Source organism: Kitasatospora sp. NPDC086801, from assembly GCF_044745805.1.
Taxonomy (GTDB): Bacteria; Actinomycetota; Actinomycetes; order Streptomycetales; family Streptomycetaceae; genus Kitasatospora.
This window is the reverse complement of the sequence record NZ_JBIVAX010000025.1, coordinates 67797-82246: the sequence shown is the minus strand read 5'-3', so window position 1 is coordinate 82246 and position 14450 is coordinate 67797. Positions and strand designations below refer to the sequence as shown.

Sequence of the window (14450 nt, the reverse complement as noted above, 5' to 3'; positions counted from 1 at the left end):
GGCCCCCTCAGTACCGGTCGATCGGCGGCGGCGTGGGCGCGGGCTCCCCGGACAGGCCCAGGGTCGCGTCGTAGGCCTTCTTCCAGTTGCCGTTCTGCTCGTTCCGCGCCAGCGCGTCGTCCAGGGCCAGGCGCAGCACGGTGTCGTTCTTCGGGGTGCCGATCCCGTACGGCTCCTGGGAGAACAGCGGGCCGACCACCTTGAGCTCGTCCGGCACCTTGGCCGCGTAGCCCAGCAGGATCGCGTTGTCCGTGGTGACGGCGTCGACCTGGCCGGTGATCAGGTTGTCCACGCAGGCCGAGTAGCTGTCGTAGCCGATCAGCTTCGCCTCCGGGTACTGCGACTGGATGCGCTGGTACGGGGTCGAGCCGGCCGCCGAGCAGACCTTCCTGCCGTTCAGGTCCTGCGGGCCGTGGATGCTGTCGTCGTTCCGGCGCACCAGCAGCGACTGCCCGGCGACGAAGTACGGCCCGGCGAAGCCGACCAGCTTCTTCCGGTTGTCGTTGATGGTGTAGGTGCCGACGTAGTAGTCCACCTGGCCGTTCTGCAGCGCGGTCTCACGGTTGGCCGAGGCGATGGTCTTGAACTCGATCCGGTCCGGCGCGAAGCCGAGGTCGGCGCCGACCATCTTGGCGATCTCGATGTCGAAGCCGGAGTACACGCCGGTGGCCGGGTTCTTCTCCCCCAGGTACGGCTGGTCCTCCTTGGCGCCGACCACCAGGTGGCCCCGGCTCCGGGCGGCGTCCAGGGTCGGCGAGCCGGTGATCGAGGCGGCGTCGCGCACCTGGTAGCTGGGCAGCGCGCTCGCCTGCGGGCCCTTGGGCGGCGGGGTGCCGGGCTTGCCGCAGCCGGCGGCCAGCGCGGCGAGCAGCAGGACGGCGGCCAGCGCCGTCCGGCCCGGGGCGGCGGGCGTGGTCTTCCTCGTCACGGCGCCGCCTCAGTGCTTCAGGATCTTGGACAGGAAGTCCCGGGCGCGCTCGCTCTCGGGAGCTCTGAAGAAGTCCTCCGGGGCGCGGTCCTCGACGATCCGGCCGTCGGCCATGAAGACCACCCGGTTGGCGGAGGCCCGGGCGAAGCCCATCTCGTGGGTGACCACGACCATCGTCATGCCCTCGTGGGCGAGCTGGCGCATGACGTCCAGCACCTCGTTGATCATCTCGGGGTCGAGCGCCGAGGTCGGCTCGTCGAACAGCAGCGCCTTCGGGTCCATCGCCAGCGCCCGGGCGATCGCCACCCGCTGCTGCTGGCCGCCGGAGAGCTGGGCCGGGTACTTGCCGGCCTGTGTCTCCAGCCCGACCCGCTCCAGCAGGGCGCGGGACTTGGCGTCCGCCTCCGCCCGGGGCCGGCCTCGGACCTTGATCTGCGCGAGCGAGACGTTCTGCAGCACGGTCTTGTGCGCGAACAGGTTGAAGGACTGGAACACCATGCCGACCTCGGCGCGCAGCCGGGCCAGCCCCTTGCCCTCCTCGGGCAGCGGCTCGCCGTCGATCAGGATGGTGCCGTTCTCGATCGGCTCCAGCCGGTTGATCGCCCGGCACAGCGTCGACTTGCCGGAGCCGGACGGCCCGATGACCACGACGACCTCGCCGCGGCCCACCGTCAGCTCGATGTCCTGCAGGACGTGCAGGTCCCCGAAGTGCTTGTTGACGCCGCGCACCTCGATCAGCGGCGTGAAGGCCGAGGGCCCCGCCTGGGCCGGCCCGGGAGCGCTGGTCACCGGCCGCGACGCCCCTTCAGCAGCCAGCCCAGCGCGCCGCCGGCGAGCAGCGTGGCGAGCAGTGCGATCCAGAGCGGCGCGGTGACGGTGAAGACCCAGAACTGGATCTTCACCTTGTCGAGGTTCGCGAACAGGAACCACACCGCGAGGACGACGATGACGCCGATCCCGATGTACCGGGTGGGGATCCCACCGATCTCGCTGCGCTTGGAGCCGGATGAGCCGTCTGAAATCTTGGTCACCGGAGCAGTCTGCGGGCCGGGGAGCCGATTTGCCCGGTTACGCGCCCTGACGGGCGAGGTAGTAACCCGCACGGGGCAATCCGGCCCCGTGCGGGTTTAAGAGCTCCGTGCGGCTTCAGCGGCTCCGCGCGGGCTCACCGTCGCCGCGCGGGTGCACCGTCGCCGCCGGCCCGCTACCGCTCGTCCCGCCAGGAGCGCCAGAGCGCCGCGTACGGGCCGCCCGCCGCGACCAGCTCCGGGTGGCTGCCGTACTCGCTGATCCGGCCGCCCTCGACCACCGCGATCACGTCCGCGTCGTGCGCGGTGTGCAGCCGGTGGGCGATGGCGATCACCGTGCGGCCCTCCAGCACCCGGGCGAGCGAGCGCTCCAGGTGCCGGGCGGCGCGCGGGTCCAGCAGCGAGGTGGCCTCGTCCAGCACCAGGGTGTGCGGATCTGCCAGCACCAGCCGGGCCAGCGCCAGTTGCTGGGCCTGCGGCGGGGTCAGCACGGTGCCGCCGGAGCCGACCTCGGTGTCGAGGCCGTGCGGCAGCGCGTCCACCCAGCCGCCGGCGTCCACCGCGTCCAGCGCGGAGCGCAGTTCGGTGTCCTCGGCCCCGGGCGCGGCCAGCCGCAGGTTGTCCCGCAGGGTGCCGACGAAGACGTGGTGTTCCTGGTTCACCAGGGCGACCTCCGCCCGCACCCGCTCGGCCGGCATCCGCGCCAGCGCCGCCCCGCCGAGCGTCACGCTGCCGCGCCCGGGGGCGTAGATCCCGGCCAGCAGCCGCCCCAGCGTGGACTTGCCCGCCCCGGACGGCCCGACCAGCGCGACCCGGCTGCCCGGCGCGACGTCCAGGCTGATGCCGTGCAGGACGTCGGCGCCCTCGTGGTAGCCGAACCGGACGTCCCGGGCCTCGACCCGGCGGCCGTCCGGACGGCTGGACTCGTCGCCCTCGTGCTCCGGCACCTCGCGGACGCCGACCAGCCGCGCCAGCGAGGCCTGGCCGATCTGCAGCTCGTCGTACCAGCGCAGGATCAGGTCGACCGGGCCGGTCAGCATCTGCGCGTACAGCACCCCGGTGGTCAACTGGCCGACGGTGATCCAACCCTTGAGGGTGAACAGCCCACCCAGCAGCAGGGTGGCCAGCACCGCCGAGGAGTAGACCGCGTCGATGGTCGGGAACCAGACCGAGCGCAGCCACAGGGTGTAGCGCTCCCAGGCGAGCCACTCGCGCAGCTTGCGGTCCGTCAGGGCGATCCGCTGGTCGCCCAGGCGCAGCGCCTCGACCGTCCGCCCGGCGTCCACCGTCTCGGCCAGCACGGTGTTCACCGCGGCGTACCCGGCCGACTCGTTGCGGTAGGACTGCGGCGCGCGCCGGAAGTACCAGCGGGAGCTGACCAGCAGCAGCGGCAGGCCGACCAGCGAGGTGAGCGCGAGCAGCGGCGAGGTGACCAGCAGGGCGCCGATCACCAGCATCAACGACACGACGGCGACGGCGAGTTCGGGCGCGGCCTCGCGCACCGACTTGTCCAGCCGGTCGACGTCCGTGGTGCCCCGGGAGACGAGGTCCCCGGTGCCGGCCCGCTCCAGCACGCCGGTGGGCAGCGCGACCGAGCGGACCAGGAAGTCCTCGCGCAGGTCGGCCAGCACCCGCTCGCCGAGCACGGCGCCGCGCATCCGGGACCAGCCGGTGAAGGCGGACTGCACCACCAGCGCGAGCAGGTACCAGCCGACCGCGACCGCGATGGTGGCCTCGGCCGTCCCGGTGGCCAGCGACTCGACCAGGCTGCCGAGCACCCAGGGCCCGACCAGCCCGGCCACGGTGGCCACCGAGTGCAGTGCCACCACCGCGGAGAACCCGCCACGGTGGCGACGGGCGAGCAGGCGCAGGTAGGCGCGCACGGCGGCCGGGGAGCCGACCGGCAGGGTGGTGGCCGGCCCCTGCTCCTCATGGACGGGGGGCTTCATGACGTGCTCCTCGGGTGCATGGCGGGACGGACGGAACGGACGGTGCGGGTGCCCGCTCGGCCGCTCATACGGTCTCCCCCACCGGTTCCGGCTGCTCTTCACGGGTGACCACGGCCCGGTAGGCCGGCTCGGTCCGCATCAGGTCGCGGTGGCGCCCGGCCGCGGCCGCCCGGCCGTCGCGCAGCAGCACCACCCGGTCCGCCTGGTCGAGCAGCAGCGGGCTGGTCGCGAACACCACGGTGGTGCGCCCCGCCCGGGCGTCCCGCAGTCCGGTGGCGATCCTGGACTCGGTGTGGGCGTCCACCGCGCTGGTCGGCTCGTCCAGGACGAGGACCGGCGGGTCGGCCAGCAGCGCGCGGGCCAGGGCGAGCCGCTGGCGCTGCCCGCCGGACAACGAGCGCCCGCGCTCGGTGATCCGGGCGCGCATCGCGTCGCCCGCGCACTCCGGCGAGCCGTCCACCAGGGCGTCCAGCACGTCGTCGGACCGGGCGGCGGCCAGCGCCTCGGCCACCGAGACCCGCCCGGAGGACGGGATGTCGAACAGCCCGGCCAGGGTGCCGGAGAGCAGCACCGGCTCCTTGTCGTGGACCAGCACCGCCGCCCTGGCCTCGGCCAGCGGCACCGTGTCCAGCTCCGTCCCGCCGAGCCGGACGGAGGGCTGCTCCGGCTCGTCCTCGGCGGCCGGGACGTGCCCGCCGAGCCGCCCGGCGAGCGCCCCGGCGAAGTCCGGGTCCCCGCAGACGACCGCGGTCAGCTCGCCGGCCCGCGCGGTCAGCCCGGTCGCCGGGTCGAACAGGTCGGCGCTCCCGGGCTTGTTCAGCGAGGCCTCGGCCACGGCGCTGGTGCGGCTGAGCGAGAGCACCCGGACGGCGCGCCCGGCGGAGACCCGGGCGACGCTCCAGGCGTGCGCGGCCTCGCCCAGGATCCGCAGCGGCGCCGCCAGGAACGCGGTGGCGCCGTACACGGCGATCAGGGTGCCGACGGCGAGCTCGCCCGCTGCCGCCTGCCGGGCGCCGTACCAGGTCACCCCGATCACGAACAGGCCCGGCAGCAGGACCTGTTGGGCCTGCATCAGCGACCAGAGCCGGGCCGAGCGGACGGCGGCGGCCCGGACCTTCTGGGACGCGGCCCGGTACCGGTCGAGGAACAGTTCCTCGCCGCCGATGCCGCGCAGCACCCGCAGCCCCGCCACGGTGTCGGCGGCCAGCTCGGTGGCCTTGCCGCCGAGCGTGCGCTGCTGCTCGTACCGCCGCTCGAACGGCCCGATCAGCGGCCAGACGGCGGCCGCCAACACCGGGACGCCGAGCAGCACCCCGACCCCGAGCACCGGTTCGACGACCAGCACGGCCACGCTGACGGCCAGCCAGACGATCACCGCGGCCCTGACCCGGGCGACGAGTTCGACGTACCAGCCGATCCGCTCGACGTCCCCGCTGCCGACCGCGACGACCTCGCCGGTGGCGATCCGGCGGGACAGCCCGGCGCCGAGGTGCGAGGCCTGCCGGGCCACCAGCTGCCTCACGTGGCACGCCGCGTGGATCCAGTTCCAGACCGCCTGGCGGTGCAACATCACGGCGCCGAGCGCGGACAGCACGGCGAGCGCCACCGCGAGGGCACCGGCCCGCCAGATCCCGTCGGCCTCGCCGTCGACGGCGGCCTGCACGCCCCACCCGAGCGGTATCGGCAGCGCCGCCTGGCCGCCCATCTCCAGCAGCGCCCAGCAGGTGGCGAGCACCTGCCCACGCCGCTGGCCGCGCTGCAGCCAGCGCAGGAAGGCCAGGGGTGAGGAGAGATCAGGACTGCCGGGGTCGGCCAACGGCAGGGGGGTGAGCGGCATGACACTCCGATACAGGAGGGTGCGGGACGGTGCTGAAGGGCACGAACGGACGCGGAGGGGGAGAGAAGGGCACGAGCCGCAGGCACGGGTCTCGCGGCACGGCGGGCCCGGCTCGTGCGCATGGCACGGGACGGACGGCGGCGGCGGGCAAGGCGGTGCGGCGCCTCGCCCCGGCGACGTCGGCGCGCCCGGGGCGGTGCCGGACGGGAAGGTGCCGGACGAGACGGCCGGACGGGACGGCCAGACGAAGGAGGGAAGGGCACGAAGGGCCCGGATCTCAGGAGGTCATGGCCGCGAGCCTGCCAACCCCGATGTGATCCGCGCAACAGGTTTTTTCGCCGCCCGGCCCCCGGATCCCCGCCGGAGCGGGCCTCCGGCCCCCGCAAGATTCCCCCGAACGGCGGGAACAATCCCGCCCGGGTGCCAGTTGCCCCCTTCTGGAAACGCACGGACAACCAGGAGGGCACCCCTTCTCGTGAGCAACATCCCCAACGTCACGCTGAACGACGGCGCACAGATTCCGCAGCTCGGTTTCGGCGTGTGGCAGGTCCCGGACGACGAGGCCACGGCCGCCGTCCGCACCGCGATCGAGGCGGGCTACCGCTCCATCGACACCGCGGCCATCTACGAGAACGAGGCCGGCACCGGCCAGGCGATCACCGAGGCCCTGGCCGGCGGCGTGGCCCGCGAGGACCTCTACATCACCACCAAGCTGTGGAACTCGGGCACCCGCGACTGGTCCGGCGAGCAGGGCCGCGACGCCGTCCTGCGCGAGTTCGACGCGTCGCTGGCCAAGCTCGGCCTCGACTACGTCGACCTCTACCTGATCCACTGGCCGCGCCCGAAGCACGGCAGCTACCTGAACGTCTGGAAGGCCTTCGAGCAGCTGAAGGCGGACGGCCGGGTCAAGTCGGTCGGCGTCTCCAACTTCGGGCCCGAGCAGCTCACCCGGCTGCTCGACGAGACCTCGGTCGTCCCGGTGCTGAACCAGGTCGAGCTGCACCCGTACTTCCCGCAGACCGAGCTGCGCGCCTTCCACGCCCAGCACGGCATCGCCACCGAGGCCTGGAGCCCGCTGGGCCAGGGCAAGGAGCTGCTCTCCGAGCCGGCGCTGGCGAAGATCGCCGAGAAGCACGGCCGCACGGTCGCCCAGGTGGTGCTCCGCTGGCACCTGCAGAGCGGCGTGATCGCGATCCCGAAGTCGGTCACCCCCGCCCGCATCCGGGAGAACCTGGACGTCGCCGGCTTCGAACTGGACGCCGAGGACCTCGCCGCGATCGCCGGTGTCGCCACCGACAAGCGGATCGGTCCGGACCCGCAGGAGTTCGACTGGAACTGACGGCACCCGCCGTCCGACTTCTCTGACGAGCGGTCATATCGAAAGACCGCCCACCCCGGTCAGGGGTGGGCGGTCTTCGGCGTGCCACTGTCCGCCGACGCCGACGGCCGCAGGCCTTCGGCACGTCAGGCCGTCAACGCATCAAGTCCTCAACACACCAGGCCTTCCGTACGTTGGCGAATCGTTTTGGCTGGAGCTCAAAAGGATTCTTCTAGAGCCGCGCCGCCTTGCCGAGGATCGCCAGCGCAGGCCCGTGCTCACCCTCGTCCAGCGGGGCGAGCAGCAGCCGCTGGACCTCGGCCACGCCGGCCGCCGAACGGTGCAGCAGGTCCTGGCCCGCCGGCGAGAGCGACAGCAGGTTGCGGCGCCCGTCCGAGGGGTCACGTCGGCGCTGCACCAGACCGCGGCGCACCAGCCGGCTCACCATCTCGGCCATCGTCGCCTTGTCCAGCGAGGCCAGCTCACCGACCGTGCGCTGGTCGGCGCCCGGTTCCAGCTCCAGCGCGTCCAGCACCGCGTACTGCGGAGCCGTCAGCTCCGCACCGACGTGCTCCGACCAGAGTTTGGTGTGCACCTGCTGGCCCACCCTGATCAGGTAGCCGATCGCCCGCTGCGCGTCCAGTATCGGCCGCGCGTCGGAGAACACGGCGACCGCGGCGGGCTCCAGCCTGGCTATCTTGGCCATCACCCGCACGATCTCCACCTGCTCCTCCGCCGTCAGCGGCTCGAACAGGGTGCGCTGCACGCGGACCACACCGCCGGTGGCCTCACGCACCGCCTGGGCACCGCTCTGCGAGAGCGCGAGCAGTTTTCGCCGGCCGTCGGCCGGATCACGCCTTCGCAGCACCAAGCCGCGGCGGACCAGCCGCGCGACCATCTCCGCCATCGTCGCTTTGTCCAGCGAGGCACGCTCGCCGACCGTCCGCTGGTCGGCCCCCGGTTCGAGGGCCAGGACCAGCAGGACGGCGAACTGCGGAGCCGTGAGATCGGCTCCGACATGCTCGGACCACAGCCTGGTGTGAACCTGCTGTGCAACGCGAATCAGGTGTCCGGGCGACTGCTGCAGTCGCGCGGACACGCGGGTCGTCGGGATCTCCCCCAGCACCATGTATCCGTCCCGATGTCACACCCGGTGTGTGTGGGACACCCGGGTGGGGCAGTAACGGCGAGTGGGCGTCCAGCTATGAGGGAGGGCGCTCCAGCCGTGCAGCCGGTGGCTGCTGGCGGACACTATACAAACGGCGGGCCCTTGCTGGCAGGCAGGGGCGGATAGTAGACGCAGGTTCGGCAACATTGGCATATTTACGCGCCCGCCACGCCCTCTCGGTAACCCGTTCTCAGTAGAAAGCCGACCGGCCGGTCCTTACCGACCGTCACCCGCGGCTCGCCGACCCTGTTCGCCCTCCCTACTCGCGGGTAGGGTGTGGCCACCCTCCCCGGGGCGCTCCCCGCGGAGACGACCCCGAGAGAGACGAGAGCGAGCATGACCGAGCAGAGCACCGCCCCCCGGGTCGCCGTCGTCACCGGCGCCGCCCGCGGCCTGGGCGCCGCCACCGCCGTGCAACTGGCCGCCGACGGTTACGCCGTGGCCGTCCTCGACCTGGACGAGACCGCCGGGAAGGACACCGTCGACCGGATCACCGCGGCCGGCGGCCGGGCCCTGGCCGTGGGCGCCGACGTCTCGGACGCCGACCAGGTGCAGGCCGCCGTCGACCGGGTGGCGGCCGAACTCGGCGCCCCCGTCGTGCTGGTCAACAACGCGGGCGTGCTCCGCGACAACCTGCTCTTCAAGATGTCCGAGTCCGACTGGGACACGGTCATGAACGTCCATCTGCGCGGGGCCTTCCTGATGACCCGCGCGGTGCAGAAGCACATGGTGGACGCCGGATTCGGCCGCATCGTCAACCTGTCCTCCTCGTCCGCCCAGGGCAACCGCGGCCAGGCCAACTACTCGGCCGCCAAGGCCGGTCTGCAGGGCTTCACCAAGACTTTGGCCATCGAGCTGGGCAAGTTCGGCATCACCGCCAACGCCGTGGCCCCCGGCTTCATCGCCACTGACATGACCGCGGCCACCGCCGCCCGGGTCGGCATGGACTTCGAGGACTTCAAGCGGGCCGCGGCCTCCCAGATCCCGGTCCAGCGGGTCGGTCTGCCCGAGGACGTCGCCCACACCATCTCCTTCCTCGCGAGCGAGGGCGCCGGCTTCGTCTCCGGGCAGGTGATCTACGTCGCGGGCGGCCCCCTCGACTGAGCACGGAACCTACACAGGGTTACCACGGAGTGGGAAGCCGGCCGAGCCGGCCCCCCACTCCGTTTTCTTTACCGGGGCTTTTGCAGAATCATTCGAACACCACACTGGCATTCGATCCGAGAATCGCGGAAATCACTCCCCGGGCGGACCTCTCCACGCCAATTGTCGATTTCCCGGGAAAATGACAATTCCCTCCGGAATAGCCCCGGTCGGATGGGTAAGGTCACCCCCGTGCAAGCCCCGAGTACCCCCGCGCCCTATCCGAACCAGGGGCCGGAGCAGCTCACCACCACTCACCGCGAGCGCCCGAGCCCCGAGCGAGCCCACCGCCGCGAGCCCGGCTGGCCGCCGATGAGCCGACGGCAGGCCGCCCTGCTCGCCGTGACCTGCGTCGCCTACCTGTTGGTCCTGGCCGGTGTCCTGCTCAACACCGCCCTGGTCGACCTCGACTGGTCGGTCCGGCTGTTCCGCCCCTACGAACGCTGGCCCAGCCTGGAGCCACTGCTCGACACCTGGGTGGTCGCCGGGCAGCGCGGCCCCTCCGCCGTCGCCGCCTTCGTCTGGCTCGGCTGGCGCGCGCGCCGGCTGGGGCGGCTGCGCCCGCTGCTGGTGATGGCCGTCGCGCTGCTGCTGCTCAACGTCACGGTCGGCGCGGTCAAGATCGTCACCGGTCGGCTCGGCCCGCACTACGCCCAGTACGTCGGCTCGCCCGAACTGTTCTCCGGCGGCACCATCTTCCCGTCCGGTCACACCGCCAACGCGGTCGTCACCTGGGGTGTGCTCGCCTACCTCGCGGTCCGCTGGCGGCGCACCGGTGCGGTGATCGCCGCCGCCACCGCCTGCTCGATCGGCCTGACCACGCTCTACCTGGGCACCCACTGGGTCACCGACGTGCTGGCCGGCTGGGCCGCCGGACTGCTGGTACTGCTCTCGCTGCCGCTGCTGGAGCCCCTGGTCGTCGCCGCCGAACAGCGGCTGGCCCGGCGAACGGGCCACTGAGCCCGCACCGCGACCACCGGAACCGACCGCAGCCCGCCGGGAGAGCGGGGAGAGCGGGGTCCTACCCCTCCCAGCTGCGCTCGACCACGCCGTCGCGCACCGCGAGGTTGAGCCGGCCCTCGCGGTGGTCCATGGTCATCGTCGCCCCCGGCTCCAGCACCCGGACGGAGGCCCAGCCGTGCCGCCGGGCCAGCTCCCGGGCCCGTTCGATCCGCAACCCCGCGTAGCCCTCGGCGTCCGCCGCCGCGTCCGACCCCGTCATCGCGTCTCCCCCGCTCTCCCCCACGGACGTACGCTGGAATGGTAGCCCCCACCCGCGCGGCCCGGAGGTGAACGGCCATGCGCACCACCACTCCGCGACGGCCCTGGCGAAGCGGCACCGAACCGGCCACCGCCCGCAGCGACCTCAAGCTCCGCTACCTGCTGTCGCTCACCTTCACGCCGCTGTTCGCGCTCGCGACGGCGGGCTTCGCGGTCTGGGCGGCGTTCTCCCCCGCCTACGGCGCCCCCAGCCGGGGGACCCTCACCGGCTTCGCCATCGCCTGCGGTCTGCTCACCCTGTTCGCCGCCGTCGATCTCGTCGTGGTCATCCGGCGCCGCCGGACCGAGCTCTGACGCGGTGTCTCCCACGGAGTGGGAAGTCGGCCCGGCCGACTTCCCACTCCCACAGCACTCCCACACTACTCCCGCACCACTCCTGCACCACTCCCGCACCACTTCCACAGCACTCCCGCAGCGCCCCCACCCGCCCCGGGACACCTGCTCGGACCCGGCTCAGCGACTGCCGACCGCCTGCTTCACCAGCGTCCGCCCGAAGTCCCACATCAGCCCGCTCCCCCGGTGCGCGTCGTCCATGATGTCGGTGAAGGCGTCCACGAACCGGTCGACGTCGCGCTCCGTGATGATCAGCGGCGGGATCAGCTTGATCACCTCCAGGTGGTCACCGGACACCTGGGTCAGGATCCGGTGCCGCTGGAGCAGCGGGACGACCACCATCTGGGCGAACAGCCCCTTGCGCGCAGCCTGCAGGGCCGTCCAGCTGGTGCGCAGCTTGAGCGACTTGGGCCGGCCGAACTCGATGCCGATCATCAGCCCCCGGCCGCGCACCTCGGCGAGCAGCTCGTACCGGTCGACCAGCGCGGCCAGCCGCTCGCGCAACTGGTCGCCGACCTGACGCGCGTTCTCCACCACCTTCTCGTCGCGCATCACCTCCAGGGTCGCCAGTCCGGCCGCCATCGCCTGCGCGTTGGAGCCGAAGCTGGCCGAGTGCACCAGCACCCGGTCCATCGAGGAGTACACCTTGTCGAAGATCCAGCCCTTGCCGAGCGTCGCCCCGACCGGCACGTAGCCGCCGGAGAGCGCTTTGGCCACGCAGACCAGGTCAGGCAGCACGCCCTCCTCGTGCTGGTAGGCGAAGAACTCGCCGGTACGGCCGATCCCGGTCTGCACCTCGTCGCAGATCAGCAGTGCCCTGTGCTCGTGCAGCAGAACCTGAGCGGCGCGCAGCCAGCCGGGCGGCGGCGCCTGGACGCCCTTGCCCTGGATCGGCTCGACGATCAGGGCCGCGACGTCGCCGCGCTTCAACTCCTTGGCCAGCACGCCGAGGTCGCCGAGCGGGATGGCGGTGTCCGGCAGCAGCGGGTCGAAGCCCTTGCGGAAGCCGTTCTCCCCGTTGACGGAGAGCGAGCCGGTGGTCAGCCCGTGGAAGGCGTGGTCGGCGTACAGGACGCGCCTGCGGCCGGTGGCGTACCGGGCGAACTTGAGCGCGGTCTCCACCGCCTCGGTGCCGCTGTTCCCGAAGAACACCCGGTCCAGCCCGGGCGCGTACGAGAGCAGCCGTTCGGCGAGCAGCCCGGGCAGCGGCGAGCAGTCGAAGCGGACCAGGTCGGGCAGGTCGAGGTCCATCACCTGCTGGATCGCCGACCGCACGACCGGGTGGTGGCGGCCCAGCGCGAAGATGCCGAAGCCGGCCAGCATGTCGAGGTACTCGTGGCCCTCGGCGTCGTAGAAGTACGGGCCCTTGGCGCGCTCGTAGTACTTGTCGAAGCCGATGGTGTGCAGCATGCGCGGCAGCTGCGGGTTGAGGTGGCGGCCGTGCAGCTCGTACCGCTCGGCGCCGCGTTCGGCGATCAGCGCGGCGAGGTCGAAGCTGGCGGCGGCGGTGCGGTCGGGGTCAGCCGGCATGGCGCTGGTTCGCTCCTCGGTTCGGTAGCAGGTTCTTGGCGAAGACGGCGGTCTGGGCGGCGACCCCGGTGCCGGTCAGGCCGGTCTCCTCCAGGATCTCCCCGCGAGCGGCGTGGCCGAGGAACTCCTGCGGCAGGCCGAGCACCCGCACCGGCACGTCCACGTCGGCGTCGCGCAGCGCCTGGGCGACGGCGGCGCCGACGCCACCGGTGCGGCCGTTGTCCTCGACGGTGACGACCAGCCGGTGGGCGGCGGCCAGTTCCGGCAGGGCCGGGTCGACCGGCTTGACCCAGCGCGGGTCGACGACGGTCGCGGTGAAGCCCTCCGCGAGCAGCAGCCGGGCGGCGTCCAGGCAGGCGGGGGCGGTGGTGCCGACCGCGACCAGGAGGATCTCCGACGGCCGACCGGTGCGCAGCAGGACGTCCACCCCGCCGATCCGCTCGACGGCCGGCACGGCGGGCCCGATGGTGGCCTTGGGGAAGCGGACCACGGTGGGGGCGTCCGCGACCTCGACGGCCTCGCGCAGCTGGACCCGCAGCTGGTCGGCGTCGCGCGGGGCGGCGAGCCTGAGGCCCGGGACGACCTGGAGGATCGACAGGTCCCACATGCCGTTGTGCGAGGCGCCGTCGCTGCCGGTGACCCCGGAGCGGTCGAGGACGAAGGTGACGCCGAGCCGGTGCAGGGCGACGTCCATCAGGACCTGGTCGAAGGCCCGGTTCAGGAAGGTCGCGTAGACGGCGACGACCGGGTGCAGGCCGCCGGTGGCGAGGCCGGCGGCGCTGGTGACGGCGTGCTGCTCGGCGATGCCGACGTCGAAGGTGCGCTCCGGGTAGGCCTTGGCGAAGCGGGCCAGGCCGACCGGTTGGAGCATCGCCGCGGTGATCGCCACCAGGTCCGGCCGCTCGGCGCCGAGCGTGACCAGCTCGTCGCCGAACACCGAGGTCCAGGAGACCCCGCCGCTGGGCGAGATCGGCAGGCAGGTGTACGGGTCGATCGGGTTGACGGCGTGGAAGCGGTCGGCCTCGTCCTGTTCGGCGGGGCGGTAGCCGCGCCCCTTGACGGTCAGGCAGTGCACGATGACGGGGCCGCCGAAGTTGCGCGCCTGGCGCAGCGCCTGCTCGACGGCGCCGAGGTCGTGGCCGTCGATCGGCCCGAGGTATTTCAGCCCGAGGTCCTCGAACATGCCCTGTGGTGCGAAGGCGTCCTTGAAGCCCTTCTTGGCGCCGTGCAGCGCGTCGAAGATCGGCTGGCCGACCAGCGGGGTGCGTTGCAGCGCGCCCTTGCCGAGGGCGAGGAAGCGCTCGTACCCCTGGGTGGTGCGCAGGGTGGCCAGGTGGTTGGCGAGGCCGCCGATGGTCTTGGCGTAGGAGCGTTCGTTGTCGTTGACGACGATGACCAGCGGCCGGTCGCGGGCCTCGGCGATGTTGTTGAGCGCCTCCCAGGCGAGCCCGCCGGTGAGCGCGCCGTCGCCGATCACCGCGACGGTGTGCCGGTCGTGCTGGCCGAGCAGTTGGGCGGCCTTGGCGAGGCCGTCGGCGTAGGACAGGGCGGTCGAGGCGTGCGAGTTCTCGACCAGGTCGTGTTCGGACTCGCCGCGCGAGGGGTAGCCGGAGAGCCCGCCCTTCATCCGCAGCCGGGAGAAGTCCTGGCGGCCGGTGAGCAGTTTGTGGACGTAGCTCTGGTGGCCGGTGTCGAAGACGATCCGGTCGTACGGGGAGTCGAAGACCCGGTGCAGGGCGATGGTCAGCTCGACCACGCCGAGGTTGGGGCCGAGGTGTCCGCCGGTGCGGGTGACGGCGTCGATCAGGAACGCGCGGATCTCGTCGGCGAGCAGCGGGAGTTCGGCCGCCGGTAGCTTTCGCAGTTCGGCCGGGGACGTGACGCTGGAGAGCAGTGACATGGGTACACCTCACGACTCGGAGTGGTGCGGTGGTG

The 14450-nt window shown here is 72.5% G+C and carries 13 protein-coding genes; 4 read left to right on the top strand and 9 right to left on the bottom strand.

Annotated features, from left to right (window positions below; translation table 11 throughout):
- Nucleotides 1–7 precede the first annotated feature (7 nt).
- The 5 genes from ACIPLC_RS24280 to ACIPLC_RS24260 form a co-directional block, all read right to left on the bottom strand.
- A complete protein-coding gene (locus ACIPLC_RS24280) occupies nucleotides 8–928 on the bottom strand; it encodes a glutamate ABC transporter substrate-binding protein (protein WP_400475099.1) in 921 nt (306 codons plus the stop codon).
- A 9-nt stretch (nucleotides 929–937) separates the two neighbouring features.
- Nucleotides 938–1666 carry an amino acid ABC transporter ATP-binding protein gene (locus tag ACIPLC_RS24275; protein ID WP_400475143.1) on the bottom strand — a complete coding sequence of 243 codons (729 nt, stop codon included), beginning with the start codon at nucleotides 1664–1666 and terminating at the stop codon, nucleotides 938–940.
- Between the two features lie 47 nt (nucleotides 1667–1713).
- Nucleotides 1714–1959 carry a LapA family protein gene (locus tag ACIPLC_RS24270; protein WP_400475098.1) on the bottom strand — a complete coding sequence of 82 codons (246 nt, stop codon included), beginning with the start codon at nucleotides 1957–1959 and terminating at the stop codon, nucleotides 1714–1716.
- Nucleotides 1960–2132: 173 nt separating this feature from the next.
- Entirely contained in the window at nucleotides 2133–3905 is a 1773-nt protein-coding gene (locus tag ACIPLC_RS24265) for an ABC transporter ATP-binding protein (RefSeq protein ID WP_400475097.1), read from the bottom strand.
- 64 nt (nucleotides 3906–3969) lie between these two features.
- Nucleotides 3970–5742 carry an ABC transporter transmembrane domain-containing protein gene (locus ACIPLC_RS24260; RefSeq protein WP_400475096.1) on the bottom strand — a complete coding sequence of 591 codons (1773 nt, stop codon included), beginning with the start codon at nucleotides 5740–5742 and terminating at the stop codon, nucleotides 3970–3972.
- A gap of 475 nt (nucleotides 5743–6217) precedes the next feature.
- On the opposite strand from ACIPLC_RS24260, the gene ACIPLC_RS24255 reads away from it, so the two are divergent.
- Complete coding sequence (locus ACIPLC_RS24255; RefSeq protein ID WP_400475095.1) at nucleotides 6218–7081, top strand: aldo/keto reductase; 864 nt, start codon at nucleotides 6218–6220, stop codon at nucleotides 7079–7081.
- A 211-nt stretch (nucleotides 7082–7292) separates the two neighbouring features.
- On the opposite strand, the gene ACIPLC_RS24250 is transcribed toward ACIPLC_RS24255, so the two are convergent.
- Entirely contained in the window at nucleotides 7293–8159 is an 867-nt protein-coding gene (locus ACIPLC_RS24250) for a MarR family winged helix-turn-helix transcriptional regulator (protein ID WP_400475094.1), read from the bottom strand.
- Nucleotides 8160–8564: 405 nt separating this feature from the next.
- Between ACIPLC_RS24250 and fabG the strand changes: the two genes are divergently transcribed.
- Together fabG and ACIPLC_RS24240 are read left to right on the top strand one after the other, a co-directional pair.
- Nucleotides 8565–9332 carry a 3-oxoacyl-ACP reductase FabG gene (fabG, locus tag ACIPLC_RS24245; RefSeq protein WP_350875567.1) on the top strand — a complete coding sequence of 256 codons (768 nt, stop codon included), beginning with the start codon at nucleotides 8565–8567 and terminating at the stop codon, nucleotides 9330–9332.
- Between the two features lie 231 nt (nucleotides 9333–9563).
- Nucleotides 9564–10331 carry a phosphatase PAP2 family protein gene (locus ACIPLC_RS24240; protein ID WP_400475093.1) on the top strand — a complete coding sequence of 256 codons (768 nt, stop codon included), beginning with the start codon at nucleotides 9564–9566 and terminating at the stop codon, nucleotides 10329–10331.
- Between the two features lie 61 nt (nucleotides 10332–10392).
- Here ACIPLC_RS24240 and ACIPLC_RS24235 read toward each other — a convergent pair whose 3' ends face one another.
- Nucleotides 10393–10593, bottom strand: coding sequence for an I78 family peptidase inhibitor (locus tag ACIPLC_RS24235; protein WP_400475092.1), 201 nt, complete (start codon nucleotides 10591–10593; stop codon nucleotides 10393–10395).
- Between the two features lie 77 nt (nucleotides 10594–10670).
- Between ACIPLC_RS24235 and ACIPLC_RS24230 the strand changes: the two genes are divergently transcribed.
- On the top strand, nucleotides 10671–10946 hold the full coding sequence (locus ACIPLC_RS24230; protein ID WP_400475091.1) for a DUF6343 family protein: 276 nt from the start codon (nucleotides 10671–10673) through the stop codon (nucleotides 10944–10946).
- 159 nt (nucleotides 10947–11105) lie between these two features.
- On the opposite strand, the gene ACIPLC_RS24225 is transcribed toward ACIPLC_RS24230, so the two are convergent.
- Both ACIPLC_RS24225 and dxs read right to left on the bottom strand, forming a co-directional pair.
- Entirely contained in the window at nucleotides 11106–12515 is a 1410-nt protein-coding gene (locus ACIPLC_RS24225; protein ID WP_400475090.1) for an aspartate aminotransferase family protein, read from the bottom strand.
- Nucleotides 12505–14415 carry a 1-deoxy-D-xylulose-5-phosphate synthase gene (gene dxs / locus ACIPLC_RS24220; protein WP_400475089.1) on the bottom strand — a complete coding sequence of 637 codons (1911 nt, stop codon included), beginning with the start codon at nucleotides 14413–14415 and terminating at the stop codon, nucleotides 12505–12507. Before dxs ends, ACIPLC_RS24225 begins: the two co-directional genes overlap by 11 nt.
- Nucleotides 14416–14450: the final 35 nt, after the last annotated feature.